This is a genomic window from Paenibacillus sp. UNC217MF (genome assembly GCF_000686865.1).
GTDB classification, from domain to species: Bacteria; Bacillota; Bacilli; order Paenibacillales; family Paenibacillaceae; genus Paenibacillus_B; species Paenibacillus_B suaedae.
Genome location: NZ_JMLT01000022.1, coordinates 1 through 24,896, shown reverse-complemented (window position 1 = coordinate 24,896; position 24,896 = coordinate 1). Strand labels below are relative to the sequence as shown.

Annotated in this window: 24 protein-coding genes, 1 tRNA gene and 1 rRNA gene; 4 read left to right on the top strand and 22 right to left on the bottom strand. The window is 47.5% G+C overall.

Annotated elements, in window-relative coordinates; all coding sequences use genetic code 11:
- Positions 1–162: 162 nt before the first annotated feature.
- The 3 genes from BP95_RS0113160 to BP95_RS0113150 all read right to left on the bottom strand — a co-directional run bounded on the left by BP95_RS0113160 (position 163) and on the right by BP95_RS0113150 (position 2,879).
- On the bottom strand, positions 163–1,149 hold the full coding sequence (locus BP95_RS0113160) for a BtrH N-terminal domain-containing protein (protein ID WP_028532413.1): 987 nt from the start codon (positions 1,147–1,149) through the stop codon (positions 163–165).
- Positions 1,133–1,705, bottom strand: a complete 573-nt coding sequence (locus BP95_RS0113155; RefSeq protein WP_028532412.1) for a PadR family transcriptional regulator — start codon at positions 1,703–1,705, stop codon at positions 1,133–1,135. Before BP95_RS0113155 ends, BP95_RS0113160 begins: the two co-directional genes overlap by 17 nt.
- Before the next feature lie 322 nt (positions 1,706–2,027).
- Positions 2,028–2,879, bottom strand: coding sequence for a sulfurtransferase (locus BP95_RS0113150; protein ID WP_028532411.1), 852 nt, complete (start codon positions 2,877–2,879; stop codon positions 2,028–2,030).
- Between the two features lie 207 nt (positions 2,880–3,086).
- Between BP95_RS0113150 and BP95_RS0113145 the strand changes: the two genes are divergently transcribed.
- On the top strand, positions 3,087–3,608 hold the full coding sequence (locus BP95_RS0113145; protein ID WP_036667058.1) for a GNAT family N-acetyltransferase: 522 nt from the start codon (positions 3,087–3,089) through the stop codon (positions 3,606–3,608).
- A gap of 98 nt (positions 3,609–3,706) precedes the next feature.
- Here the strand turns inward: BP95_RS0113145 and BP95_RS0113140 are convergent, their stop codons facing one another.
- The 5 genes from BP95_RS0113140 to BP95_RS0113120 form a co-directional block, all read right to left on the bottom strand.
- The gene (locus BP95_RS0113140) at positions 3,707–4,000 is read right to left on the bottom strand and encodes a hypothetical protein (protein WP_028532409.1); all 294 of its coding nucleotides are present in this window, start codon (positions 3,998–4,000) and stop codon (positions 3,707–3,709) included.
- 386 nt (positions 4,001–4,386) lie between these two features.
- A complete protein-coding gene (locus BP95_RS0113135; protein WP_021253488.1) occupies positions 4,387–5,646 on the bottom strand; it encodes an acyl-CoA dehydrogenase family protein in 1,260 nt (419 codons plus the stop codon).
- A gap of 133 nt (positions 5,647–5,779) precedes the next feature.
- The gene (locus BP95_RS0113130; RefSeq protein WP_021253489.1) at positions 5,780–6,592 is read right to left on the bottom strand and encodes an ATP-binding cassette domain-containing protein; all 813 of its coding nucleotides are present in this window, start codon (positions 6,590–6,592) and stop codon (positions 5,780–5,782) included.
- Between the two features lie 106 nt (positions 6,593–6,698).
- Positions 6,699–7,499 carry an ABC transporter permease subunit gene (locus BP95_RS0113125; RefSeq protein ID WP_051249893.1) on the bottom strand — a complete coding sequence of 267 codons (801 nt, stop codon included), beginning with the start codon at positions 7,497–7,499 and terminating at the stop codon, positions 6,699–6,701.
- 205 nt (positions 7,500–7,704) lie between these two features.
- Positions 7,705–8,829, bottom strand: coding sequence for a sulfonate ABC transporter substrate-binding protein (locus tag BP95_RS0113120; RefSeq protein WP_021253491.1), 1,125 nt, complete (start codon positions 8,827–8,829; stop codon positions 7,705–7,707).
- A gap of 406 nt (positions 8,830–9,235) precedes the next feature.
- Here BP95_RS0113120 and motA point away from each other — a divergent pair, with 406 nt between their 5' ends.
- Together motA and BP95_RS0113105 are read left to right on the top strand one after the other, a co-directional pair.
- Positions 9,236–10,027, top strand: a complete 792-nt coding sequence (gene motA, locus BP95_RS0113110) for a flagellar motor stator protein MotA (protein WP_021253492.1) — start codon at positions 9,236–9,238, stop codon at positions 10,025–10,027.
- Complete coding sequence (locus BP95_RS0113105) at positions 10,020–10,856, top strand: flagellar motor protein MotB (protein WP_021253493.1); 837 nt, start codon at positions 10,020–10,022, stop codon at positions 10,854–10,856. The genes motA and BP95_RS0113105 overlap by 8 nt, the downstream gene beginning before the upstream one ends.
- Positions 10,857–10,950: 94 nt before the next feature.
- Here BP95_RS0113105 and BP95_RS0113100 read toward each other — a convergent pair whose 3' ends face one another.
- Entirely contained in the window at positions 10,951–13,293 is a 2,343-nt protein-coding gene (locus BP95_RS0113100; RefSeq protein ID WP_021253494.1) for a PAS domain S-box protein, read from the bottom strand.
- A 424-nt stretch (positions 13,294–13,717) separates the two neighbouring features.
- Here BP95_RS0113100 and tadA point away from each other — a divergent pair, with 424 nt between their 5' ends.
- Positions 13,718–14,206 (top strand): tRNA adenosine(34) deaminase TadA, encoded by a 489-nt coding sequence (gene tadA, locus BP95_RS0113095; protein ID WP_021253495.1) that lies wholly within the window; start codon positions 13,718–13,720, stop codon positions 14,204–14,206.
- 160 nt (positions 14,207–14,366) lie between these two features.
- On the opposite strand, the gene BP95_RS0113090 is transcribed toward tadA, so the two are convergent.
- From BP95_RS0113090 to rrf, 13 genes are all read right to left on the bottom strand, one after another.
- On the bottom strand, positions 14,367–14,744 hold the full coding sequence (locus BP95_RS0113090; RefSeq protein WP_028532406.1) for a GntR family transcriptional regulator: 378 nt from the start codon (positions 14,742–14,744) through the stop codon (positions 14,367–14,369).
- A 183-nt stretch (positions 14,745–14,927) separates the two neighbouring features.
- Positions 14,928–15,986: a hypothetical protein gene (locus tag BP95_RS0113085; RefSeq protein WP_028532405.1), complete on the bottom strand. Its 1,059-nt coding sequence runs from the start codon at positions 15,984–15,986 to the stop codon at positions 14,928–14,930.
- A gap of 147 nt (positions 15,987–16,133) precedes the next feature.
- A complete protein-coding gene (locus BP95_RS0113080; RefSeq protein ID WP_021253498.1) occupies positions 16,134–17,138 on the bottom strand; it encodes a YitT family protein in 1,005 nt (334 codons plus the stop codon).
- 201 nt (positions 17,139–17,339) lie between these two features.
- The gene (locus BP95_RS0113075) at positions 17,340–17,492 is read right to left on the bottom strand and encodes a small acid-soluble spore protein P (protein WP_028532403.1); all 153 of its coding nucleotides are present in this window, start codon (positions 17,490–17,492) and stop codon (positions 17,340–17,342) included.
- Positions 17,493–17,513: 21 nt separating this feature from the next.
- Positions 17,514–17,684, bottom strand: coding sequence for a hypothetical protein (locus BP95_RS33570; protein ID WP_162833944.1), 171 nt, complete (start codon positions 17,682–17,684; stop codon positions 17,514–17,516).
- Between the two features lie 11 nt (positions 17,685–17,695).
- A complete protein-coding gene (locus tag BP95_RS0113065; RefSeq protein ID WP_021253500.1) occupies positions 17,696–18,052 on the bottom strand; it encodes a hypothetical protein in 357 nt (118 codons plus the stop codon).
- Positions 18,053–18,158: 106 nt separating this feature from the next.
- Positions 18,159–18,247 (bottom strand) — tRNA-Ser (locus tag BP95_RS0113060).
- Positions 18,248–18,325: 78 nt separating this feature from the next.
- Positions 18,326–19,606 carry a serine--tRNA ligase gene (serS, locus tag BP95_RS0113055; RefSeq protein WP_028532402.1) on the bottom strand — a complete coding sequence of 427 codons (1,281 nt, stop codon included), beginning with the start codon at positions 19,604–19,606 and terminating at the stop codon, positions 18,326–18,328.
- Positions 19,607–19,765: 159 nt separating this feature from the next.
- Complete coding sequence (pdxT, locus tag BP95_RS0113050; RefSeq protein ID WP_021253502.1) at positions 19,766–20,359, bottom strand: pyridoxal 5'-phosphate synthase glutaminase subunit PdxT; 594 nt, start codon at positions 20,357–20,359, stop codon at positions 19,766–19,768.
- Positions 20,360–20,479: 120 nt separating this feature from the next.
- Positions 20,480–21,361 carry a pyridoxal 5'-phosphate synthase lyase subunit PdxS gene (gene pdxS / locus BP95_RS0113045; RefSeq protein WP_021253503.1) on the bottom strand — a complete coding sequence of 294 codons (882 nt, stop codon included), beginning with the start codon at positions 21,359–21,361 and terminating at the stop codon, positions 20,480–20,482.
- Between the two features lie 137 nt (positions 21,362–21,498).
- A complete protein-coding gene (locus tag BP95_RS0113040; protein ID WP_028532401.1) occupies positions 21,499–22,893 on the bottom strand; it encodes a D-alanyl-D-alanine carboxypeptidase family protein in 1,395 nt (464 codons plus the stop codon).
- Between the two features lie 122 nt (positions 22,894–23,015).
- Complete coding sequence (gene guaB / locus BP95_RS0113035) at positions 23,016–24,479, bottom strand: IMP dehydrogenase (protein ID WP_021253505.1); 1,464 nt, start codon at positions 24,477–24,479, stop codon at positions 23,016–23,018.
- Between the two features lie 334 nt (positions 24,480–24,813).
- Positions 24,814–24,896, bottom strand: a 5S ribosomal RNA gene (rrf, locus tag BP95_RS31925); the annotation flags it as partial.

The window sequence follows — 24,896 nt, the reverse complement described above, 5'->3', positions numbered from 1 at the left end:
CAATAAAGGCCGAATCCCCTTTGTGTGGAGTTACGGTCTTTTCGCTTTATTCAACGTGGTCGGTTACTTATAACGAACGAAAATGTTTATTTTCTACAATACGACTTGCGTCTACCCTAATGTCGATTCAAAACGAGTTAAATTGTAAAACCAATTATTAAATTAAATTGTCAATACAGACTCCATGGCTAATCGTTCTTTCTCCGCAATCTCGAGTAGAAGCTCGGATGCAAGTCTTAGCTCCTGTTGATTTCCGGTTCTTCCCGCATTATCAATCGATGACGAAACACCGTTCCACATCGGCGCGATTTCCGTAAACAGAGAGTATGCCTGCTCTAATTTAGAATCACCGAACAAATCCACGCATTCTTTTAGAAAATCTCTATACAGGTTTCGAAATAAGGCGCCGCCGGTCCCCGCTCTTTCCATCAATAAAGCGGTCAAACACAGATCTTTCTCTAAATCCTTGCTTCTAGAAGGCCAATTCAGGATTTCACCGCTCATTTTTTTGATTCCTTTATTGCCCATATTGCGGATAGGCGGATTCAAATAGGCATGAGCATTGTTGATAAGGGATGATCGTATGGCGGGTGCAAGCGGCGGAAGGGTATCCGTTTGCTCGATCGTAAAGGAGCGATTCCTGGAGCTCATGGGCCCCTTTGCGTTTCTTGCCATAGCCAAATTCGACAATCGCGTTGTCACGAGTCCGCCTTGTTGGCTTGTGTCTGCCATATAGGCGTATTCGTCATCCATGCCATATATCACCGCATAGTGGGCTGCAAAGTGTATTTTGTTCGTAAAGTAATCTAAATAATACGAATCTAATTTAAGTCCCGCAGGAATTCCACGGTCTATGCAGCTTTGCACGTTCTGCCATGCTTTTGTAACAGACGAGGTTTCTTGCACCCTGATATTCAAATTGAGCCGGGATGCTATGCAAGCAGACAGTTCATCAGGCTTTACTCTACCCCCGATAAAAGGAAAGTCCATCCCCTTTGAATCCCAATAAATGAATCCCAAACCTTGCCCTATACCGAATAACATCGGCTCCGATAATCGAACACCTTTATGTTGAAGGAGATTGCCCATCGCTGTCGTCTCGCAGTGTTCTCCGTGAAAAAGAGTAAAACCTTCAATCAACATGGACATGTCCCTCCAGTTCTCCTGTGAGTTCACTGATCAGATTTGCGACAAATGTCTTTTCAGTCTCGATGAGATTCATCGGGTGAAGGAAAAGAGCCCTAACGTGCAATGGCAATTGATAGCCGCCTTGCGATTCATATTTCTGAGCTAAGTTCCTCAATGTCTCCTCTAGAAAGTTCTCCCGTTTCCGCAAAGCTTCTACGGCTTCATTCTTCCCTATAAAAGGGAGAGCCGCGAGTCCGAGATCGAAACGGTTATCTCGTTCCCGCGTAGAAGCTAGGCTTACGATGATTTCATTCCTTAATGTTTCTATCCCCGCTTCCATCATGACATACGTAGACGGCACAGGCCCTTTGCCAGACTTATGGACGGAATTTTCGGATCGGATCAGTCGTTTGTCTTTCAGTTTCTTCAATCCGACGTAAATAGAAGTAGTACCTATATTCGCCCATTCCCTGTAGCCTCTAAGCTCTATTAACTTATTGATTTGGTACCCCGACGCTTGTTTGGATTCCGCAATAATTTGCAGCAACATAAATTCCACGTTGGAAAGAGAACTCATTGTTCATCTCCTCTTCATATTACATACATGTAATATAACACTGATGAAATATAAAATCAAGAAGAGCTACCTAGCATGACGATCGGACTCTTGCTCCCAAGCCAAAGACAATCGCACGTTTGTGGATGGATATACTTGACGAGCTTTTCAACAGTAACCTGTCTCAATTGTTGAACCGTGGCTGGCTCTGGGCCTGCTGCAACTGTTTTCTCCGGCTTCTTGTTTGCCAGCTGTTGAACGAGAACGCCAAAGAGAGCCGAAACAGGTCACTTGCTCACCACCTGTCACAGCCCCAAAGCTCGCGTCCGACGCGGTCCAGCTCTTATTCCTCCAACGTTGCAATCGGATTGTCCGCGTAAGAACTCCAATCGCTCCAGCTTCCTGCATACAGCTTCGCACCCTTAATTCCCGATTGCCACAAGGACAAGAGGTTCGGGCATGCCGTTACGCCAGATCCGCAATAGACGATGACTTCCTCTGCGCCTTGCACGACCGGCTCCCATTGCTCACGCTGCGCTTGCACAGTTAGCCAGTTCCCTGCTTCATCGAGGCGATTGCGCCAAAATTGGTTCACCGCTCCCGGGATATGCCCCGCCTTCGCATCTATAGGCTCAATGCGTCCCGCATAGCGGTCAGCCTCGCGAGAGTCAATCATGACGACACCCGGTCTTCCGAGTCGCTCCCGAATATCATCAACATGAAGAACAAGCTCCGGACGAACCTGCGGTTCATAGCTGCGTGTTGCAATTTCAGGGCCTTCTGCCGATACAGGGTGTCCCGCTTCCACCCACTCAGTGTATCCGCCATCCATTACATAAACATGGCCTTCATGACCGATATATTGCAGCAGCCACCACAGGCGGCTAGCCATGGCTCCACCTTGATCATCATAGGCAATTACCGTCGTAGTACGGTCAATGCCGCTTGCACCAAGCTTCTGTGCCAATTCGCTAATCTCTGGCAATGGGTGACGTCCGCCATGTACCCCACGTGGTGATGACAGATCCCGATCCAAATCAAAATAAACGGCCCCCGGAAGATGTCCTTCCTCATACGCTGCCTGTCCACGCTCCGGCTCTGTTAGCCAAAATCGGCAGTCCGCTACTGCCGCTTGCCCTTCTTCAATCAGCTTCGCTGCTTCTTCCACAGATACAATTACCGTATACTCCTGCATGTCCCTATACCTCCCGAATCCATTTGTACTTTGCTTATGTAATCCAGCCATTGTCGTTCACATCGTAAGACACCCGTTTGCCAAACTCCCCTTCCCATGTCACAATGGGAGAAAATCCACGCGATAACGTCTTGTATCGCCGCGAAGGAGGAGAACAGACCAATGAGTTCGCCTCATGATCCATCATCACCTAATCATAATCATTCGATGTCCGGTCATCACCATCCTGCACAGCCAGAACCATTATTTCACGTTCACCCCATGACCGAGGAAGAGGCGCAGGACATCTGCACCTGGAAATACGAACCGCCGTATCAGCTATATGGATTCCTTCCTTGGGAACAGATGAAGGCGTTGGGCATTGAGATGGGCGATCCCGACATTCGCCGCAAGCAATATGTATCCGTCAAGAACCGGAACGAGGAACTTATCGGCTTCGCACAGTATTTTCCGCTGGTTGGAGTTACGCGCATCGGATTAGGCATGCGCCCTGATCTGCTTGGTCATGGAAAGGGGACTGCGTTCGTGCAAGCCATCGTGAGTGATGTCGCACGCCGTCACCCCGAAGATGAAATCGACCTCGAGGTACTTACCTGGAACCATCGCGCAATTCGCGCCTATCAAACAGCCGGATTCCTCATTACAGATACGTATGAACGGCCTACACCAGAAGGGATGGGGGAATTCCACTGTATGGTGTATCAGCCCGAAGCGAATTTAGCAGAGTAGTCTGCCAATATGATGCTTGGCTGTTCCATGAGCATTCTTTCACCTATGTATAATAAGAGCTGCCCGGTACGGGCAGCTCTTCGTTTTTTTGCGAAATTTTAGATTAGAGAAACCGTGGCCACCGTATCGCTTTCCACCACAATCTCGATGTTGTGAAACTGGGGATCATACTGTACACTGCCGCTTCCGATGAACAACAGCCGATCCTCTCCCAGCCCATAGAACACATCATCTGCGAGCGCTTCCAACACTTCTTGGCGTTCCGCTTGTCCAAGCTCGGCCCAGTCTTCTTCGGTCATTTCGAAAAACGTATACCCGTCCGGAATCAGTCCTATTGCGTTCGTCAATTCTTTCAAAATATCTTCATATGGTCTCCCGAATGAAACGCCCATCTACGCTGCCCCTCTCGAATCAACTATGTCTTCCGTATTGTAGCATAGAACGTCTATTCACTCGAATAGCGATTGCACCAGAAACCTAATTATTCCCCCACGAACTGGCTACTGCTTCAATCAGTTCTTCCACTGTCAGAGCGGTATGCGGAAACTTACACTGCTGGCCTAATTAAGTGACACATGGCGTATCCAGGTAGCCCTGTCTCGGCAATTCTGGCTACAAGAACACATTCCCCCCTCCCCACAATCAGCAACAGAACAAGGAGCAGACCTAATCGATCTGCTCCTGCCGATACTGATGCATATCTCAATGGCAATCACCTCTCCTTGCTCAAAAAGTCATCACCGTTCACGTTCATATCGTGATCCATCCAACGGTTCAGCTAAGACTGATTTCTCGCTTGCCATTGTTGAACCGATGCACGCGCAAGCTGGGTCAGCGCGACATCCTCCATCGGGGGATTATGGAGCCCAAATCGTACATCGCGGTACATCCGCTGCAGCGGATGATCCAATCGGAGGCTGTGTGCACCGACGATTCGCATCGCCTTATCGACAATCGATTGTGCAGCCTGCACGACGAATACCTTGGCAGCCGCAAGGTCGGCAGCTCGCAATTCCGCTCTCTCAGTTCCGCCCGACTCCCATGACTTCGCAACGCTATATAGCAATCTTCTGGCTGCAATCCATTCAAGCTCTATCTCTCCTAAATGCCGTTCCACGTTCGGCGTACTCACAATAGGCTCCGACAACGACGGAGGCGTATACGAGGTAGCGAAGGCAATCGCCTCGTCACGGGCAGCTGTTGCAATGCCCAGGTAGCAAGCTGGGATATGAAGCAAATAAGGGTTCAGCAGCGAACGATCACGCTGATTATGCTTATATAGGAACGCATCCTTTGATACTCTCACCTGTTCCAGCACAAGATCATGACTTGCTGTTCCCCGCATACCCGCCATATTCCATGTCCATTCAATGGACACACCCGGACTGTCGTGCGGGATAAGCAGTTCAATGACTTCCTCACTGTCCTCAAGTGTTGCCGTCACAATAAACCATTCCAGCAGCGGCGCGAAAGTTGTGAACGTCTTGCGTCCGTCCACCACATAACCACCACCAGGGATCGGCTTGACTGTTGTGCGTGTCTTGCCTCCACGGGAAGGACTGCCTCCCCCCACCTCCATGACGGCGCGATTCAGCAGCCCTCCCTCAAGAGCAATGCGGCGGCATACGTCTGCAAAGGTTACCTCCGGCCAAGTTCGGCGCTCTGCCAACTCATGCACAATACTCATATGCCATCCCATGCCAAGCGCTACAGAAGGATTTGCCTGAGCAAGCAGCTCCTGAGCCTTCAGCCATGCGGTAAGCGGCATGGCCTGACCGCCATACTCTTCCGGCACATTCCAAGCTGGATAGCCGATTTCCTTCAGCTTCGCTACATGATGCGCAGGCAGCCCGTGCTTCGCATCCAGCTCTGCTGCATCCTCATGCATATGCTTCACAATTTGTTCCACCTGCAGCAAACCACGCTTTACTTTGCAATCCGAAGCCACCGTCTGCTTCTGGAGATGTTGTTGCTCCGTTTCCACGCCATTTTGTTCATCTCTCCGTTCTCTCAGCGTATGTCCTGCACTTTGTGCCACACTTGTTCCCCCTCCGTCACCTTATCTCTAACTCCCTCATAAACAATTGCCAGCAAACAAGTAATGCAAACAGCAAAAGAAAATAAGGAAAGGCCTATTTCCATCCGAGTCTTGCCAGACAGCTACTAAACAACTAAACAGCTGTGCTATCAGCAAAAATCCGTTCCAATACTCGCCGCTCCAATGCTCCAAACTCCTGATCGGTTACCTGTCGCGGTCTTGCGCATGGATTGGCAACATCCAGCGCAATCCGCCCCTGATCAATAAGCACGATACGATCTGCAAGCCGTACAGCCTCATTCACATCATGCGTAACAAGCAGAGTTGTGAACCGCTGGGTTCCCCAGAGGGAGGCAATCAGCTGCTGCATCTCCAGCTTCGTCAACGCATCAAGTGCACTGAGCGGTTCATCGAGCAGCAGCAGCCTTGGCTTCCGTACCAGCGCTCTTGCCAGCGCTACACGCTGCTTCTGCCCGCCAGAGAGAGTGCTAGGCCAATCGTTCTGGCGACTATCGAGTCCGACCTGCTGCAGCGCTTGCTCCGCTCTTCCTTTCCAATCCCCCTGCAAGCCAATTCCAACATTATCGATCACCGTCTTCCACGGAATGAGCCTGCTCTCTTGGAACATCACCGTAGTGCTGCCCTGAATGCCATGGATTGGCTCACCATCAATCAGTAGTTCGCCCTCCGTCACTGTCTCCAGCCCTGCCAGGAGACGAAGCAGCGTACTCTTTCCACAGCCACTGCGACCAACAACTGCAACGAACTGCCCCTCCGTAATTGTTACATCGATATGATCAAGAACCTGATGTTCTCCAAAAAATTTACTGACCCCACTAATCCTAATCTCTGCCCCTACTGCAGCAGCCTGATCAGGTGCGGTCTCATTCGCTTGGAACGGCCATCCTGTTTGCGCTAACGGGCGCATGGCTTGATATCCTCCCATTTCTCAAACGCCTCCTTCTCTCCACATTCAAGCATGCTCCACACCTAATGAATCTCATCAGCCTTACTTCCGATACCTACTGCAAGCGGGGCTGCTTCGTTCAACCTCACGTTCGTTGCTCTGCATTCCAACGAAGCGACTTGCGCTCCAACAGCTTCGCAATCACATCGGCTGCTTTGCCGAATGCCGCATACAGCATGATGCTCAGAATAATGATGTCTGTCTGCATGAACTCTCGTGCGTTGAGCGCCAGATAACCTACACCAGCATCCGTAGCTATCGTCTCTGCGACAATTAACGTCAACCACATTACGCCAAGCGAATACCGCAAGCCGACAAATATGGATGGCAGTGCACCGGGCAATATAATATGCCGAAATAATAAGCCTGATCGCAGCCCATACACTTTCGCCATTTCCACAACGCCTGGATCAACACTGCGAATGCCATGGTACGTATTCACATAAATCGGGAACATGACGCCTAGAGAGACGAGAAAGACCTTAGCCCCTTCATCAATACCCAGCCAAATAATAACGAGTGGGACAAGTGCCAAATGAGGAACATTGCGCAGCATCTGTATCGATGTATCGAACAATCGATAGAAAGCCAAATACCTGCCGCTAAGTACGCCAAATAGAAAACCGATCCCTCCGCCAATAAGAAAGCCTATAAGTGCCCGCTGTAAACTAACACCAATATGATAGGCAAGTGTTCCATTTGAGGTCAGCTCCCATAAAGTATTCAGCACCTTCATGGGTGTAGGCAGCAGCTGCGCCGACACGATCGCTGACGAAGCTGCCCATTGCCAGAGCGCTAGGCATAATAGGGGCAGCAGCCATGGCACAATGGCAGAGGCGAGCTTACTCCCCCATTTCCATCCACTTCGCTGATTCGTTCCGTCCAATTGGCCTAACCGCTTCGTATCCGCTGTGCCCCGCACATCAGGGGATATTGATCGAACGGTACGTGAAGACTGTTCACGTCTTGTGAACCCCACTGACCGAGCTGAATCGGTGCCAACAATATTCGTCCCTAAGGGTTCTACATCTCGATTGGCCGGATCGATGGGTGAAGCCGCATCTGTCGTGCGCATTGTATATCCCTCCTCATCACTTGCTCGTAACAGGGCCTTTCGCAGCCCACGGTGTATCCAGCGGCATCCGTTCCGCCACCTTGATCGGACTCGGTATCAATCCAATCCGATAATACGTATCCGCCAGCTGCTGCTGTGCGTCGATAATAGCAGAATTGAACAGTTCCACTCCGTACGTGCGGCGCTTAACGGCAAGTTCGACAGCCTCTTTGTCAATTCCCTGTGTTTCCGACAATAGCTTAATCACTTCGTCCTTGTGTGAGTTCGCCCATTCATCAGACACTTGGATCTCCTCAAGAATGGTACGGATTAGTTCAGGCTTCTCCTTGGCAAAGTGTTCATTGGCATAATAGAAAGTACGATTCGGAGAGTAACCTTGGCCATCCGTGAGCGTGAGCGGCTTCAGATCCGTCTGTATTGCTGCAAAAAAGGGATCCCAGGAGCCAAGTGCATCCACCTGCTTCGTCTCAAATACAGCTCGCCCTTCAGAGGCATCCTTGACGTATACGAATTGGACATCCTCCAATTTCAGCCCCGCCCTCTCTATCGCCAGCACTGCCAAGTAGTGATGATTGCCTCCCTTGGCCACTGCGAGCTTCTTCCCCTTCAAGTCGGCAATCGACTTGATTCCTGACTCCGGATGCACCACAATGCCTATCCCTTCAGGATTCGGAAGATCATTGCCTACATACACAAATGGTTTATTGCCCGCTTGAGCGAAGACACCAGAGCCATCCGCTGCATGCCCGAAGTCAATGCTGCCGCTGCTCAATGCCTCAAGTAAGAAATTCCCTCCTGCAAATACCTTCCACTCGACATCATAACCATCTGCCTTCAGCCGCTTTTCTAGATTGCCGTTCACCTTGAGTACGTTCAGCGTGTTGCCCTTCTGATAGCCGATGCGAATCACTTGATGAGATTTCCCCTTATCGCTGGCAGAACCATTGGCTTCTGCTCCATTGCCGCCTACTGTCCCAGTTCCACCCGAAGTGCATCCTGCCAGTATCGCCATCAGGCAGATCCATGAAATAAAAAATTTGACTGCTCGTAAACGAGGATGCCCATTGGCATGATACTCAGATGACTTCGCCTCAGTCCCGCTAGCCAAGTTATCCAATGCATATAATTGGGTTTTAGACATCGTAAGTCCCCCTTTCATAATGAAATTCAGCAAGCAGCAATTCCTTCTCGACGAATATCACTTCAATGATGTTTGACATAACAGGCCATATCATTAACCACACACCATCTCTTCCCGCAATACCGAGCGCTCGCGATGGTAGACTACCTCCTTCCACTCCCGATAACCACATAATCCGATTAACTTACTAAGTATTTAGAAGACATTTTATTCCTCGCGCCTCTTTCCTGTCAATCCTATTTTTCCTCCATCATTTGAACTAGAGATATATCGTTTCATTAAATAAAATGGCCTCTTTTGCCGATAAAAAGAATATTGCATCTTTTTTTCACGTATTTCGGCTCACGCTGTCGAATACGCACGCAGGAAGCACCATTATACTCATGGATGAGGTGTGTATGGAATTATGGAAAAATCTACGATCATTGGTCTCGTGCTCGGCCTTGCTGCCGTCACGCTAGGGATGTACTTTAAGGGCGCGCCTATCTCCAATCTCGCCAACCCAGCAGCCATTATGATTATTTTCGTTGGTACTGCGGGCTCCCTGTTCATTGCCTTTCCGATGAAGGAACTGAAGAAATTTCCGAAGCTAATCGGCCTTCTCTTCAAGAAGCAAGATTTAGTTGACCGTGTCGAATTGATCTCGCTCTTCATGGAGTGGGCGTCGATTACACGTCGCGAAGGCTTGCTTGCCTTGGAAACGCGCATTGACGAAATTGAAGACGAATTCCTCCGCAACGGAATGCGGATGATTATTGATGGTAATGATCAGGACTTCGTTCGTGACGTGCTCATGGAAGACATTCACGCAACTGAGGAAAGACACCATTCTGGCGCTCTTATTTTCTCCCAAGCCGGCATGTATGCTCCAACGCTGGGGGTATTAGGTGCCGTTATCGGTCTGATTGCTGCCTTATCGCAAATGTCAGAGATGGAACATCTGGCAAAAGCGATTGCTGCGGCCTTCGTTGCTACTCTGATGGGTATTTTCTCTGGTTATGTGCTGTGGCATCCAATTGCCAATAAGCTGAAGCGATTGTCGCACAGCGAAATTGAAATTCGTCTCATGATGGTTGAAGGGCTCTTGTCCATCCAATCGGGTGTATCCACGATTGCAATTAATCAGAAGCTCTCTGTCTTCTTGACTCCACAAGAGCGTTCTCTTATGAGTACTAAGGAGGGGGCAAGCGTTGAGTAAGAAACTGCGTACCCCGCCGAAGGAAGAGCATACCGATGAGACATGGCTCATTCCTTATGCCGATATATTGACACTGCTGCTCGCCCTTTTCATTGTGTTGTACGCCATGCAAGCCGTTGACGCGAAGAAGTTTGAGCAAATGAGCCAAGCCTTCAGCTCAGCGCTGAACTCTGGCGGCGGGGGGGCTGGAATCTTAAATGAGTCAGCAGTCATTCGATCAGATGGATCAAAATCCAGCATGGTTGATGCGACGCCTAAAAATTACACGAAATCTCGCAATCGTGAACGAGATGAGTATATGCTGCATGCCAAGCAGGAGCAGCAGCAGCTTGAACAGCTTCAGAACAAGATGAACCAGTATATTGCCAACAATGGCTTAACGGATCAGCTGAACACGAAGCTCAATCACTCTGAATTGAAGATTACGATCAAAGACAGCGCACTCTTCGATTCCGGTAAAGCGGACTTAAAACCAGATTCCAAACAGCTGGCGGCTACTGTCGGCGACATGATGAAGCAGTATCAAGGCTTCTCCGTCGTCATTAGTGGGCATACAGACAATCGCCCTATCCGCAACAGCCGGTTCGATTCCAACTGGGACTTGAGCTCGGCACGGGCACTCAGCTTCATGAAGGTTGTCCTCGAGCGTTCTGGAATCGATCCAAAGCAATTCCAGGCAGTTGGGATGGGTGAATACCATCCTGTAGCCGACAATGATAGTGCCGAAGGTCAAGCGAAGAATCGCCGTGTAGAGGTATCTATTCTTCGCAAGTATACAGACAAAAATAATGCTGCTGCGAACGCAAATGAACTTACCGATCAAAACTGATCGGTGGAAGATAGGATAACGCAGGCTGCAAATAGGGGTGCCCTGATCTAGACGTAAATGTCACTGATCAAGGCACCCCTTACTATTATAATCCTTATGAGGAGATTGCGGTTAATGCTGGCTGTGACGCAGCATCATCTCCGCCACCTGCGTCCTCCATCCCAATGGCGGGTAGCGAGATGGTTACTTCTGTTCCACAGTTCTGCTCACTTGCAATGTCTATCAACCCCCGGTGATTGTGAATAATTCGTTGACTCACCATCAGTCCAAGACCTGTTCCACATTCCTTGCTCGTGAAGAATGGATCACCTAGCTGCGACAAGTGCTCCGCTGGTATACCGATGCCATGATCCCGAATCACCACGACGACCTGCCCCTTGTACCGTGATTGCACAGCAATTTCGACCATGCCGCCTTCCGGCATTGCTTCCATTGCATTCTTCATCACATTGATGAATACCTGCTTCAACTGGTTCTCTTCACAGTTCACTAAGGGCACGAACTCATCGAACTGGGTTGCAAAATACACATTATTCAACTTCGCTTGACTGTCCAATAAAGTGACGACGTCCGTAACAATTCGGCGTACATCTTTCGGCTGAAACTGAATTGCCTGTGGCTTAGCCAATACGAGAAATTCGCTTACAATTAAGTTGATGCGCTCCAGCTCCGCCAGCATCATATCCATGTGATTGTCATTCAGAGCTCTTGTACGCTGCTGCAGCTGTAAGAATCCCTTCAACGTCGTTAGTGGATTGCGAATCTCATGCGCAACACCTGCTGCCAATTGACCGACCGTCGTCAGCTTCTCAGAACGTCGCAACAGCTCTTCCATCCGCTTGCGACTGGTCATATCTCGCGTAATGCTTGCCCAAGCGATGCAATCCCCGCCCTCGTTGTACATTGGTGAGGTACTGACACTAACATCCAGGATTCGCCCATCCTTCGTTAGACGCGTCGTCTCCCAGTTGCTCACATATTCGCCATGACGCTGTGCTTCATGAATTTGGTGCTCTTCATCCACCTTGTCCTCTGGAATATTGCATAGTTGCTTGCCTAGCACCTCTTCCGAGGTCCAGCCAAACATATCAACGAACGCTTGGTTCACTCGCTCAATTTGTCCCTTCAGATCTGTTACATGAATAGCATCATTCGATTGGTTAATGAATGATTCCAGATGCTCTTTCATGGCGCGGTTCTCCAGATACGACATGCGCAGCCGCTCTGTCGAAGCATCCAAATTCCGCGCCATCGTATTAATTCGCTGAGCCAATATTCCAAGCTCATCCTTACGATCAATATTCAATTGCGTATTGAAATGGCCTACCGAAATCATATTGATTTTGTTCAGTATCGATTGAAGTGGACGTATCAATATGCCGGACAGCATATAGCTTCCGATAAGAACAATCTCCAATAGCACAATGCCTACCGCGACATTGCGCATCAACTGGTCATGGAGTGCCTCTACGACCGCTCTTGCATCCATGGATATGTTCAATACATAGGAAGTCGCCCCGATGATTGGAATGAACCCTTTAATGATGGTTCTACTGCCAAAATCACTTTCATAGAACAGAGGCTTTCTCCGCTCCAGCGCATTTCGAATATATTCTTCATCACGCTCATGATTCAAGGTGTATTCACCGTATAAGACACGACTCTTGCTCTCGTCAACCACCTGTACACCATCGCTGCGAACTTTGAATGTGGGTTCATCTTTAAAATTATTAATATTAAGAGCTGCGATTTCCACAATATTGGATTGAGCACTCAATGTCTGCTCAATTAAGATATTCGGTTTTGTCAGTTCGAAGAAGGTTTCAACCTTATCATCGCGAATAAACGGATTAATTATATAATCCCGCTTGCCATCGTAATAATATCCCCATTTATCAAGATGTTCAGGGTTGGATGAAGACACATCAAACGGACCTGACCAAAAATACTTGCGCTTCTGCCCTTCCGCAATCCATACTTGCTTATCCTCAAATAATTGAATGAAAGCTTGATACCAATACCCCCACTGTCTCGTCGACATGCCGATTTCTTTCGGATCAGAGGAGCGATTAATCGTGATATCGTCACCGTTCGGCGTCTTGTGCAAGAGGGAAATGTGGGATATTCCAATATCAGCGCTTATTTGCTGCAGTTGCTCGTTCGTTATACTAGCAATTCGAGGCGGGAGCTTATCCGCAGCATACATAGACGCAATGTGCAGCTTCTCTGCCAACTGCTCTTCGAATGAATTCGCCGCCATGCGGGATTGCTGTACGGACACATTGATCTGCTGAGCAATCGCATTCATTCGCTGCTGAATTTCCTCAACAAGCTTATCCTTGGTTATGTTGTAAGTGAGGATCATATGAAGCAGAAGGACGACAAACACGATACAAGCTATAGAAATAGATAATTTCGCTTTGATGGAAAGTCTCATGCTTCACCTCTATCAGGCCTATCCATCAGTATCAGAGTAAACATACGGAGATAATGTCGGATATCCTGACAAATGTTGGATTTCGTTGGAGTATCTCTTCGAATCATATCGTAATATAGGGCGATTTGTCCATTGTTTTGGCGATTATTGTGGGAAGAAGGTATAATAATATCGATTAAGTTCGAACCCCTGCTTCACGTGTATAACATATGGTTATCAACAGGTTATGCACATAATGTGAACAGTTTTGGATAAGATGTGTATAATACTGTGTACATCCATATAGTTATCCACAATTTTATACACACACTGTTAACAACGAATATTTGTTCGATGAATAACGACTAGACTTTTACACATATTTGCGTCTAATACAAGATCGCTTGGATCCATAGAGGCAGGGATACGAGAAAGGAAGCTGAAGTTGGAAATACAATCGATTGAACCTGAACAAATCAGTCAGCACGAATACTGGATGCGTAGGGCCATTGAAGAGGCCCTCAAGGCCGAGGCAATTGGAGAGGTTCCCATTGGCGCTATTGTCGTCCATCAGAATGAGATTATTGGACGCGGCTACAATTTGCGAGAGACATCGCTTGACTCTACTGCACATGCCGAGATGATTGCGATTCGAGAGGCGAGTGATCATCTTCAAGCTTGGCGGCTGCTTGATTGCACTTTATATGTTACTTTGGAGCCTTGCCCGATGTGTGCCGGGGCAATCGTTCAATCCCGAGTGCCTACCGTTGTATACGGAACGACCGACCCGAAGGCAGGCTGCGCAGGCACACTGATGAACCTGCTTCAGGAGCCCCGCTTCAACCATCGTGCAGAAGTCATTGAGGGCGTGCTGCAAGAAGAATGTGCATCAATGTTAACGCAATTCTTCCGCCGTCTGCGCGGCAAAGCTTAATCAATACGCATAAAGAAGCCGCAGAGTCAACGAATTTGAGCAATGCGGCTTCACTGCTTCGTTCTAGAATGAAATCTGCACGCTTGATAAAGCTCCTATTGCTCACGATTATAAGTCCTTTCTAACAAATTCTATTTGTTGTCACTCTCTCCTTTACGATTCAATCACTCTCCTCATAGACCAATCGAATATGCTCCATTAATTCAGACAAGGATACGTTCAGTGCCTTAGCGTCCTTCACCGCTTCTTCGATCATCATCTCCATCTGATGCAGACGCTGCTCACGTATCAGCTGTGGATTTGCGCCCGAGATGAAGGATCCCTTGCCAACCATGCTGTCAATAAACCCTTCCCTCTCCAGTTCCTCATAAGCACGCTTCGTTGTAATGACACTAATTTGCAAATCCTTAGCCAGTTGTCGTATAGAAGGGAGCGCATCTCCAGGCTTAAAATCACCACTGAATATACCAGTTCGTATTTGTCTTGCGATCTGCTCGTATATCGGCTCGTCAGTCGATGATTCGATACGAATGTGAATCATTGTGGCCACACACCTTATATATTGTATATGTAAACCATATACATTACAGAATGAAGCGTCAAGTCATGTCTTGCCCATATTAGATCCCATTTGCATACCTCCTCCTCTTCTTCTAACTATTCCGCGCATAATAAAAGACCGCCACTCTCTAGGAGCGGCGGTCTTGCTAATGACTATATCTTAATATCCACCGAACATTTGCTGCAATTGTTCCATTGTCAGAACATCGGTTGGTACAGGCTTGAATTCAACCTTCTCGTTGATCTTGCTCAACTCAGTCGTAACGCGAGCGGCAACCTTCGATTTCACACCATCGTCGCCAGTCACATCCAAGTTGGCTACAATTACTTGATATGCAGGATATTGATCATTGTTGATCGCAGTAGTGACGCTCAGTTCGTTAATCTTCAGCGACTTTTTCATTTCTTCGATATCTTTTTTCAGTTCGCTGTCATCTGTTTTCATTTCTTGCTTCATTTTCTCAACTTGGTCTTTTTCCAATTTAAACAGCTTGCTGTACTCTTCCTTACCCATTACATCTGCTAGTGCAGGCAATGCCTCTTTAACCAGGGTTGTAACGAATTGCTCCAAGTTCTCATTGGTAACATTGAATTTCACAATTTGCTTTGCATCTACATTTTCAGGAAGACCAGCGTCTTTTTTCTCTACTGTAGTGAAATACATTTTCTCATCGAACTTGCCGAGGAATGCTTTGAACATATCATTCGAGAGGTTCTGCATTGCCTTCATATCCTTCGCAGAAGGAAGCTCTTGGCCGGATTGCTCTGCCATTTTCTTCAAATCAATCTCAATTGTTTTGCCGATCAACTCATCTGGAATTTGGCCCGCCAACATCGGAATATTCGGGATTTTTACCCACATTTTATTTTCATCCATAGTCAATGGGAGAGAAAATTTCATTTCCATATCGCCTTTAAGGCTGATTTCGAGATTCGCTTCCATCTTCATAGGCTCTTGTTGAACTACACCATTTACACTAAGCTCAGCATTTTTAAGCATGTTCAAGACCATCTGTGCATTTGGATCCATTGCGCCACCATTATCCATTTGAAGATCTTCAAGCTTAATCGATGTATTGAATGCATAGGACTTCATATCGAAGGACTTGCCTAGAGAACCTTCGATTAATTCCTTCGGACTAGACTTGGCTCCACAACCCGTAATAATTAGTGCTAAAGCAAATATGAGTGCTAATGCCCCTTTTAAACCTCTCTTCAATCTCTTCAACCCCTATTCATCATAATAAGTGAGCTAAAATTACCCAGTATATATTAACTTATACGTATGATAATGAAAATAGTTCCTTTGAAACATATTTCGCGACCCTGTACATAGAATTATGAACTTCGTCCTATCTTTCACTGCTTAATGGATGTCCTTTTTCTTAAATCTGCCACCCTTAACGTCATGAATGTTGCCGATTGCAAGAAACGCATGCTCATCATGCTCCTCTACGATCCCCTTGAGCTTCGCTTCCTCCAATCGGGTAATGACGGTGAAAATCACTTTCTTCTCATCTCCGGAGAAGCCGCCCTCGCCTTTCATATACGTAACGCCCCGACCGAGACGTCTAAGCAGCGCATCGCCGATTTCCTTGTGATTGTCACTAATAATCCACACCGCCTTCGAATCGTTCAATCCCTCAACGGTAATATCGATCATTTTATATGCAATGTAATAGGCAATGAGGGAATACATCGCACGATCCCAGCCAAATACGAAGCCCGCACTCGTGAGTATGAACAAATTGAAGAACATAATGATCTCGCCGACGGAGAAGGGAGAACGTTTGTTAAGCAAAATTGCTATAATCTCTGTACCGTCCAAAGAACCACCATAGCGAATGACGAGCCCCACGCCAATACCGAGAATAATCCCGCCAAATACGGCAGCCAGGAACGTATTTTCTGTAAATGCACTTACATCGTGAAGCAGCGTCGTGCTGAGCGACATCACTAGGACGCCGAGTAATGTGGATAGGGCAAAGGTTTTGCCAATTTGTTTGTAGCCGATAATCAGGAAGGGCAAGTTAAGTAGAAATAGAAATACACCGAGTGGCACTGAGGTTACATAAGACAAAATAATTGAAATGCCGGTTACTCCACCGTCTGTAATTTGATTCGGAACAAGAAATAGCTCAAGTCCGACACCCATTAAGACTGACCCAATGACAATAAAGATAATTCGCTTGAGAAGCTTGATTAGGCCGATCTTCGTGTGCTGATACTGCTGCACACTGGCAATAGCTGCAGAATCGAGTGCTCCCAATTGGGCAATTGCCTCAAACTGATCCATATCCTGCGAAGCCGATGCATGATTCCCCTTAGAACTGTTGCTGTCTGCACTGGTGTTCGTTGTCAGATGCTCCACCGCGTTCACCTCTCTATATAAGCCTTAAATACACTACACTCATTATTATATCGGAATTCACTTCCTTGTTGGACCCTATTGGTAAATATTAATAATAATAGTACTAATTCGAACTTCAACATACCCTATTTATTTGCATAAAAAAACACAGACTCTCCTCACTCTTGCAAGGAAAATCCGTGTTGCTTGTACCCTGTTATCTTATCCCTCGGGATTGTTGTGGCTGACATGATTCGCCATCTTCGTCTTCTTAGACCCTGACAATGGCTCTTGCATCGCATTCCGTTCATTACCTGCTTGATGCCGGCTGGATTGCTCCTGGTTAGGTACAGGGACTGCTCTTGGCTTGCTCATTGCACGCACACTCCTCCGTCATTATAAGTGTTCTAAGTCCGTCGGCTTATCATGATTCAGTGCATCCTGATGGCGTCGATCATTGTGATCCTGCTGTAACTGCTGGGCATGATGACTATTGACCGGTGCCTGCTCCAAGTCCTTGACGACATTGCTCAAATTTTTGTCCAGACCATCCTTTGCTTTCGTCACCTTCATCCCTCCTACTGTAAGCCGTGATGGGTTACATCATGCAGCGCTTGCGCGCATTCATGAATATGACGCACATAATTCTGTACAAGCTCCTGCACAACCTCAGTCCGCTCATCGATATGAACCCCACTCTTCTCGACATCGATGAGATTGAGCTCTACCTCGCGCGAATCCACATAAGCGCAATGGAAATCGAATGAGTACATTTGGCGGCCGGCTGTATCGATATGAATAACGAGTGCCTGTGGATTGGCGCCGTCAGGCAGTACTGTGGCTTTATCGCCAGGCTCAAGCTTCGCCGGCAACGTTTGCTGCCATGCATCCACAAGCCTCGATTGATCGACTTGCGGTTGTTCTTCCTGATTCATAAGAGCTACACCTCCACTATTCAATTACAGTTTGCGGCCAGCAGAGGCATTTTATACAGCAAAAAACCCACATCACCAAGGATGTGGGTTCTACATGTAAAAGTTATGGCGGAGAGGGTGGGATTCGAACCCACGTGAGCTTGCACCCTAACGGTTTTCAAGACCGCCCCGTTATGACCACTTCGGTACCTCTCCATATTCGACTGCCCGAGTCGAGTCGGACAGTCTTTATTATATCATAGGCATTACAACAATGCAACTATGATCTTTCAATTATTTGCGGCGAATGGATTCCAATCCACCCATATAAGGACGCAATGCTTCTGGAATCACAATGGAACCGTCTTCTTGTTGGTAATTCTCCATAATCGCAGCGACAGTACGTCCAATAGCAAGGCCAGAGCCATTCAGCGTATGCACGAACTCAGGCTTGGATTTCGTATCGCGGCGGAAGCGGATGTTCGCACGACGCGCCTGGAAGTCCTCGAAGTTCGAGCAGGACGAAATCTCACGGTACGTACCGCTGCTCGGCAGCCATACTTCCAAATCATACGTCTTCGCAGAGCTGAATCCAATGTCTCCTGTGCACAATGTCATCACACGATACGGCAAGCCAAGCAGCTGCAGAATCTTCTCTGCTTGGTTCGTCAGTGATTCCAGTTCAGCATAAGAATCCTCTGGCTTAACCATCTTCACCAGCTCAACCTTATTGAATTGATGCTGACGGATAAGTCCGCGTGTATCACGGCCAGATGCGCCTGCTTCAGAACGGAAGCAAGAGCTGTAAGCTGTATAATAACGAGGAACTTGCTCGTCCGTCAGAATCTCATCGCGGTGGAGGTTCGTTACAGGAACTTCTGCCGTCGGGATGAGGTAATACTCCGTACCTTCCAGCTTGAATAGATCTTCCTCGAACTTCGGCAGCTGACCTGTACCGATCAAGCTGTCACGGTTCACGATAAGCGGAGGGAGCACTTCTTCATATCCATGCTGCATCGTATGCACGTCCAGCATAAAGCTGATTAGGGCACGCTCCAAGCGAGCTCCTGCCCCCTTGTAGAATACGAAGCGAGAGCCTGTTACCTTCGCAGCTGATTCGAAGTCCAAGATGCCGAGATCCTGCGCGATATCCCAATGCGCCTTTGCTTCGAAGGAGAATGCGGTAGGCTCGCTCCAACGGCGAACTTCTACGTTATCCTCCTCTGATTTACCTACTGGTGTACTTTCATGAGGTACATTTGGAATGGATAATGTAATCTGCTCCATTTGTACTTCAATACCACGAATCTCTTCATCGAGCTCCTTAATCCGATCGCCTACTTCACGCATTTGCGCAATAAGTTCGTCGGCTGACTCGCCTGCTTTTTTCTTCTTCGCTACATCTTGAGACACGACATTGCGTTGATTTTTCAACTGCTCGGTCTCTTGCAGCATTTCGCGGCGACGTGCGTCAAGCTCCGGGAAGTCCGCGATCATCTCTTCCGATTTGCCCCGATTTTGGAGTGCTGTTACTACACGTCCATAATCACTTCTTAACAATTTGATATCTAGCACCGATTGACCCTCCTGCCAGAAACGGATGAACACCCCTAACGATATACGCTGGGCTTATTTGATTCGATCCGTATCATACTATTTCACTATTATACCGTATATCCGAGAAAAACACCTTAACTCTCCTAGCATCAGGAGAGTCAAAGTGTTTGTTATTCTTTATCCTGCTACATTTGCAGCCTGTTTAACCATATCAACGAAATAGCTGTGCAGGCTAATATCTGATGTCAGCTCCGGATGGAACGAGCAAGCTAGAAGCGAGCCTTGTCTTGCTGTTACAATCTCGCCGTTCACCTCGCAGAGTACATCAACACACTCACCGACCGATTGGATAAGCGGTGCGCGAATGAAAACCGCACGTACAGGCTGCTCGATCCCTTTCACATCTAAATCTGCCTCGAAGCTTTCACGCTGCCGTCCAAATGCGTTGCGCATTACCGTCATATCCATCAGCTGCAAATGCGGCTCCTCTGAGCCTTGATGGCCTTCCACTCGTTCCGCCAAGCAAATCAGTCCCGCACATGTGCCGAAGATCGGCTTGCCAGCTGCTGCAAATGCCTGAATCGCCTCGATAAAGCCGTACTTCCGCATCAACTTGCCAATGGTTGTACTCTCTCCACCGGGAATGACAAGCCCCTGAAGCTCATCAAGCTGTTCTGGCCGCTTCACGGCTACCGCATGGGCTCCTGCCGCCTCCAAGCTGCGCATATGTTCTGCTACCGCGCCTTGCAGCGCCAATACTCCGATGTTCATCCGTGAAGTCCCTTCTTTCCCCTGAGGCTATACTAATACACCTATAGATAGGATACAGGGCGCTTAACGCCGACTAGGAAGCACCGTCACGGTGCTTCCTCAGCTGCCCTGCTTCTATAATTACCAGCCGCGATCCTGCATACGCTCAGATGGCGCAAGCTTGGAGATTTCAATCCCCTTCATCGGTGTACCCAGGTTCTTGGATACGTTCGCAATTAGAGCATAATCTTCATAATGAGTTGTCGCTTCCACAATCGCACGAGCGAACTTCTCAGGACTGTCGGATTTGAAAATACCAGAACCAACGAATACGCCGTCAGCGCCCAGATGCATCATCAATGCTGCATCTGCTGGTGTTGCAACGCCGCCTGCAGCGAAGTTCACGACTGGCAACTTACCTGTCTCATGAACATGTAACAGCAAGTCATACGCTACACCCAAGTTTTTCGCTTCTGCATACAGCTCGTCCTTCGACAAGCTCTGAACTTTGCGAACTTGGCTAGTGATCAAGCGCATGTGGCGAACAGCCTCAACAATATTGCCTGTTCCCGGTTCACCCTTCGTACGAAGCATTGCTGCTCCTTCGCTAATACGGCGAAGTGCCTCACCCAAGTCTTTAGCGCCGCATACGAATGGGATGGTAAATGTATTTTTGTCAATATGGAATACTTCGTCTGCTGGAGTCAGTACTTCCGATTCATCGATGTAATCTACGCCAAGGGATTCCAATACTTTGGCTTCTACGTAATGACCAATGCGTGCCTTCGCCATAACTGGAATCGATACAACCTTCATAACCTCTTCTACGATTGTTGGATCTGCCATACGAGCTACGCCACCAGCTGCACGAATATCAGATGGGACACGTTCAAGCGCCATAACTGCTGTTGCGCCTGCTGCTTCAGCAATTTTCGCTTGCTCTGCATTCATGACGTCCATAATGACGCCGCCCTTTTGCATCTCTGCCATACCACGTTTTACTCGAGCTGTACCTGTTTCCATTTTCGATTGCCCCCCGCCACTAGTCAGTCATTTTCGATTGTTACAGTTTCATCCCTCTATTTTACATGATCGTCATTCGAATAGACAATTGATTTTGTCACAGACGAAAGCCAATTCTTATGACCAATACTGAGAAACTAGAACAAATTCTTGATAGACTTGAACAAATCTGCAAAGAATTCCCCGATTGCTCGGAAGAATAGACGCCACCAGCTGCCCTTCTCCACTTCTTCTGTTGCAATCATGTTCACGGTCTTCTTCTGCTCGGCACCATTGTCCTTGTATGTGAACGTCACCGTACCCACTTGTTGTCCCTTCTTAATAGGGGCAACAAGCTCATTTGCCGGCTTCAGATTCACTTCTTTTGTAATTTTGCCTTCTGTGCTCGCTCCCTTAGGAATGACGAACGATACACCAGTTTCCGCAACGATCGGCACTTCCGTATCTACACCTTTTTTGATTGGAGCTGTCTCTACGCCTGTTACAGTCTTCTTCGGTGCAATCTCATTCTTTATTTCAAAATGCTCGAACCCGTGATTAAGCAGCTTCGCTGTTTCTTCGAACCGTGCTCCTTTATCTTTCGCGCCCATTACAACTGAGATCAGTCGCATATTATCGCGTACTGCTGTACCTGCGAAGCAATATTGAGCAATATCAGTAAATCCTGTTTTCATTCCATCCAAGCCTTGATAAGCATAACGCTTGAAGTTCACGACATCTTTATTGGCTTCAAGCATCCAGTTCAAGTTGGAGATTGGCGTTTTATCACGTTCTCTGAACTTATAGGATTGAATCTTTGTATACTCGCTGAATTCAGGGTGATCATTAACGATTGCACGCACCAGCTTGGCCACATCCATTGCGGACATCATCGTCTCTGCTTTTTCAGCGGGGCGGAAGCCTTCCGGCATGCTTGCCCAATCCAATCCAGTAGAGTTGATATAGTGTGTCTTCGTCATGCCAAGACGCTTTGCTGTCTCGTTCATGATTTTTACAAACTCAGCCTCAGAGCCAGCAATATGCTCCGCTAGAGCTACCGTTGCATCGTTGGCAGAACCGATTGCCATCGCAATATACAAATCGCGAACCTTATGCGTATCCCCTTCTGCCAAGAAGATGCGGGATCCTTCTGTTACGGATGCATTTTTCTTCGCTACAACCTCGTCGTCGAAGCTCAACTCGCCTTTCTTCACTTTCTCCATGACAATGTACTCTGTCATCATCTTCGTCATGCTTGCTGGAGGATAAGAGATCTCCGAGTCAATATCGACTAATATTTTTCCCGTTGAAGCTTCCATAAGAACCGCGGAGCGAAGCTTCAAATCAAGCTTAGACTTATCCGTAATAACTTGATTGTTGTTCCCCTTCGTTGCCGCTACTTGCTTCGTTTGCGTTTGAGTTTGAGCAGCTGCCTCAGCTGCCACCATTCCTGCTGATGGCAATAAGGCGAAGCTTAATATTTGACAAGCGGTAACCAAAGCGACCGCTCGTTTCCATTTGTTATGTTTCACTGTTGTATGTTGCTTAGACACTACGTACAACTCCTCTCCTGTTGAGTCCCATAGCTATTCTAACATAGCCAGACACGCAAAAAAAAGACAGGGTTGTAATACCCTGTCTTTCCTTGTCGACATTTTCCGTAAATGCAACACAATTACATGGAATAGTTAGGAGCTTCCTTTGTAATTTGTACATCATGCGGATGACTTTCACGCAATCCTGCGCCAGATATCTTCACAAAATGAGTATCATTTTGAAGCTCTTTTAGAGTGTTCGTACCACAGTAACCCATACCTGCTCTCAATCCGCCAAGCAATTGATGGATCGTATCAGCCAAAGGCCCCTTGTAAGCTACACGGCCTTCAATGCCTTCTGGAACCAGCTTCTTCTCATTGCTGCTGTCTTGGAAGTAACGATCCTTACTGCCTTGCTTCATTGCGCCTAGCGAGCCCATACCGCGGTATACTTTGAAGCTGCGGCCTTGATAAATTTCAGATTCACCAGGGCTTTCTTCTGTACCTGCAAACAAGCTTCCGAGCATAACCGCACTTGCACCTGCAGCGATTGCTTTTGTAATATCACCAGAGTATTTAATACCGCCATCCGCAATAACAGGGATGCCGTACTCACGAGCTACGCTCGCACAGTCGTATACAGCTGTAATTTGTGGTACGCCGATACCAGCAATAACCCGAGTCGTACAGATGGAACCTGGTCCAATACCAACCTTAACTACAGAAGCGCCTGCCTCAATCAAATCACGAGTTGCTTCACCAGTAGCTACATTCCCTGCTACGATAGTCAACTCAGGGTACAAGCCGCGTAGCTTGCGTACTGCTTCAATAATATTGATATGATGGCCATGAGCGGAGTCAACAACGATTAGGTCAACACCAGCTTGTACAAGCAGTTCAGCACGTTCGAATGAATCTTGGGAAATACCGATTGCTGCACCACACAGAAGACGTCCTTGAGCATCCTTCGCAGCTTTCGGATATTGGATTGCCTTCTCAATATCCTTAATCGTGATAAGTCCCTTCAACGTGTTGCTTTCGTCAACCAATGGAAGCTTCTCGATCTTGTGCTGCTGCAAAATCACTTCTGCTTCTTGAAGCGTAGTGCCGACAGGAGCTGTTACCAAGTTCTCATGTGTCATCACTTCTTTAATCTGAATGCTGTAGTCATGAACAAAACGAAGATCCCGGTTCGTCAAAATACCTATAAGCTTATTTTCTGCATCCACAATAGGGACACCAGAAATGCGATACTTCGCCATTACACGATCCGCGTCTTCAACAGTATGATCTGGAGAAAGCGAAAATGGATTAGTAATAACGCCGCTTTCTGAACGCTTTACGCGATCCACTTCTTCGGCTTGTTGCTCAGCCGACATATTTTTATGAATAACACCGATACCGCCTTCGCGAGCAATTGCAATTGCCAATGGAGCCTCGGTAACTGTGTCCATACCTGCACTCATAAATGGAATGTTCAATTTAACCTTATCGCTCAAAATTGTCGATACGTCTGTTTCCCGTGGCAGTACACTCGATTTACGAGGTACTAACAGCACATCGTCAAAAGTTAAGCCTTCCTTCACAAACTTAGATTCCCACACCAGAAAGTTCCTCCCTTGATTGTATTGGCGCATTCATTGTCCAAACTCCTTATCATACAGGGCTTGTCCTCTGATTAACGTCGTCTCTAAAAATATATTATTGCAATCTTAGCAAAGCGGTATGAGGCTGTCAAGGATAAGCGTCTTGTTTTGGTAATTCGTAATTCATTTGATTCCTATTCATGTACAAACAAATAAATGTCCACTCCAGGCGAACAATTTTATTACTATTATGGATAGTATGAGATTGTTTGTTATTCTCCATTCATCACCTAATCAGCAAGAAATATAAAAAAAGACCACCGTCGAGATGTCTCAACAGTGGTCTTTAGTTGCTTGGCGACGTCCTACTCTCCCGGGACCCTGCGGTCCAAGTACCATCGGCGCTGGAGGGCTTAACGGTCGTGTTCGGGATGG

Excerpts from the sequence above, each read along its gene's own strand:
- BP95_RS0113150 (WP_028532411.1), bottom strand. The coding sequence starts at position 2,879 with ATGCAGGAGTATACGGTAATTGTATCTGTGGAAGAAGCAGCGAAGCTG.
- BP95_RS0113130 (WP_021253489.1), bottom strand. The coding sequence starts at position 6,592 with ATGGGAGGATATCAAGCCATGCGCCCGTTAGCGCAAACAGGATGGCCG.
- pdxT (WP_021253502.1), bottom strand. The coding sequence starts at position 20,359 with ATGAACATCGGAGTATTGGCGCTGCAAGGCGCGGTAGCAGAACATATG.
- BP95_RS0113075 (WP_028532403.1), bottom strand. The coding sequence starts at position 17,492 with ATGAGCAAGCCAAGAGCAGTCCCTGTACCTAACCAGGAGCAATCCAGC.
- pdxS (WP_021253503.1), bottom strand. The coding sequence starts at position 21,361 with ATGGAAACAGGTACAGCTCGAGTAAAACGTGGTATGGCAGAGATGCAA.
- BP95_RS0113155 (WP_028532412.1), bottom strand. The coding sequence starts at position 1,705 with ATGAGTTCTCTTTCCAACGTGGAATTTATGTTGCTGCAAATTATTGCG.
- motA (WP_021253492.1), top strand. The coding sequence starts at position 9,236 with ATGGAAAAATCTACGATCATTGGTCTCGTGCTCGGCCTTGCTGCCGTC.
- BP95_RS0113160 (WP_028532413.1), bottom strand. The coding sequence starts at position 1,149 with ATGTCCATGTTGATTGAAGGTTTTACTCTTTTTCACGGAGAACACTGC.
- BP95_RS0113100 (WP_021253494.1), bottom strand. The coding sequence starts at position 13,293 with ATGAGACTTTCCATCAAAGCGAAATTATCTATTTCTATAGCTTGTATC.
- BP95_RS0113120 (WP_021253491.1), bottom strand. The coding sequence starts at position 8,829 with ATGTCTAAAACCCAATTATATGCATTGGATAACTTGGCTAGCGGGACT.
- BP95_RS0113065 (WP_021253500.1), bottom strand. The coding sequence starts at position 18,052 with ATGAATCAGGAAGAACAACCGCAAGTCGATCAATCGAGGCTTGTGGAT.
- BP95_RS0113145 (WP_036667058.1), top strand. The coding sequence starts at position 3,087 with ATGTCCGGTCATCACCATCCTGCACAGCCAGAACCATTATTTCACGTT.
- BP95_RS0113140 (WP_028532409.1), bottom strand. The coding sequence starts at position 4,000 with ATGGGCGTTTCATTCGGGAGACCATATGAAGATATTTTGAAAGAATTG.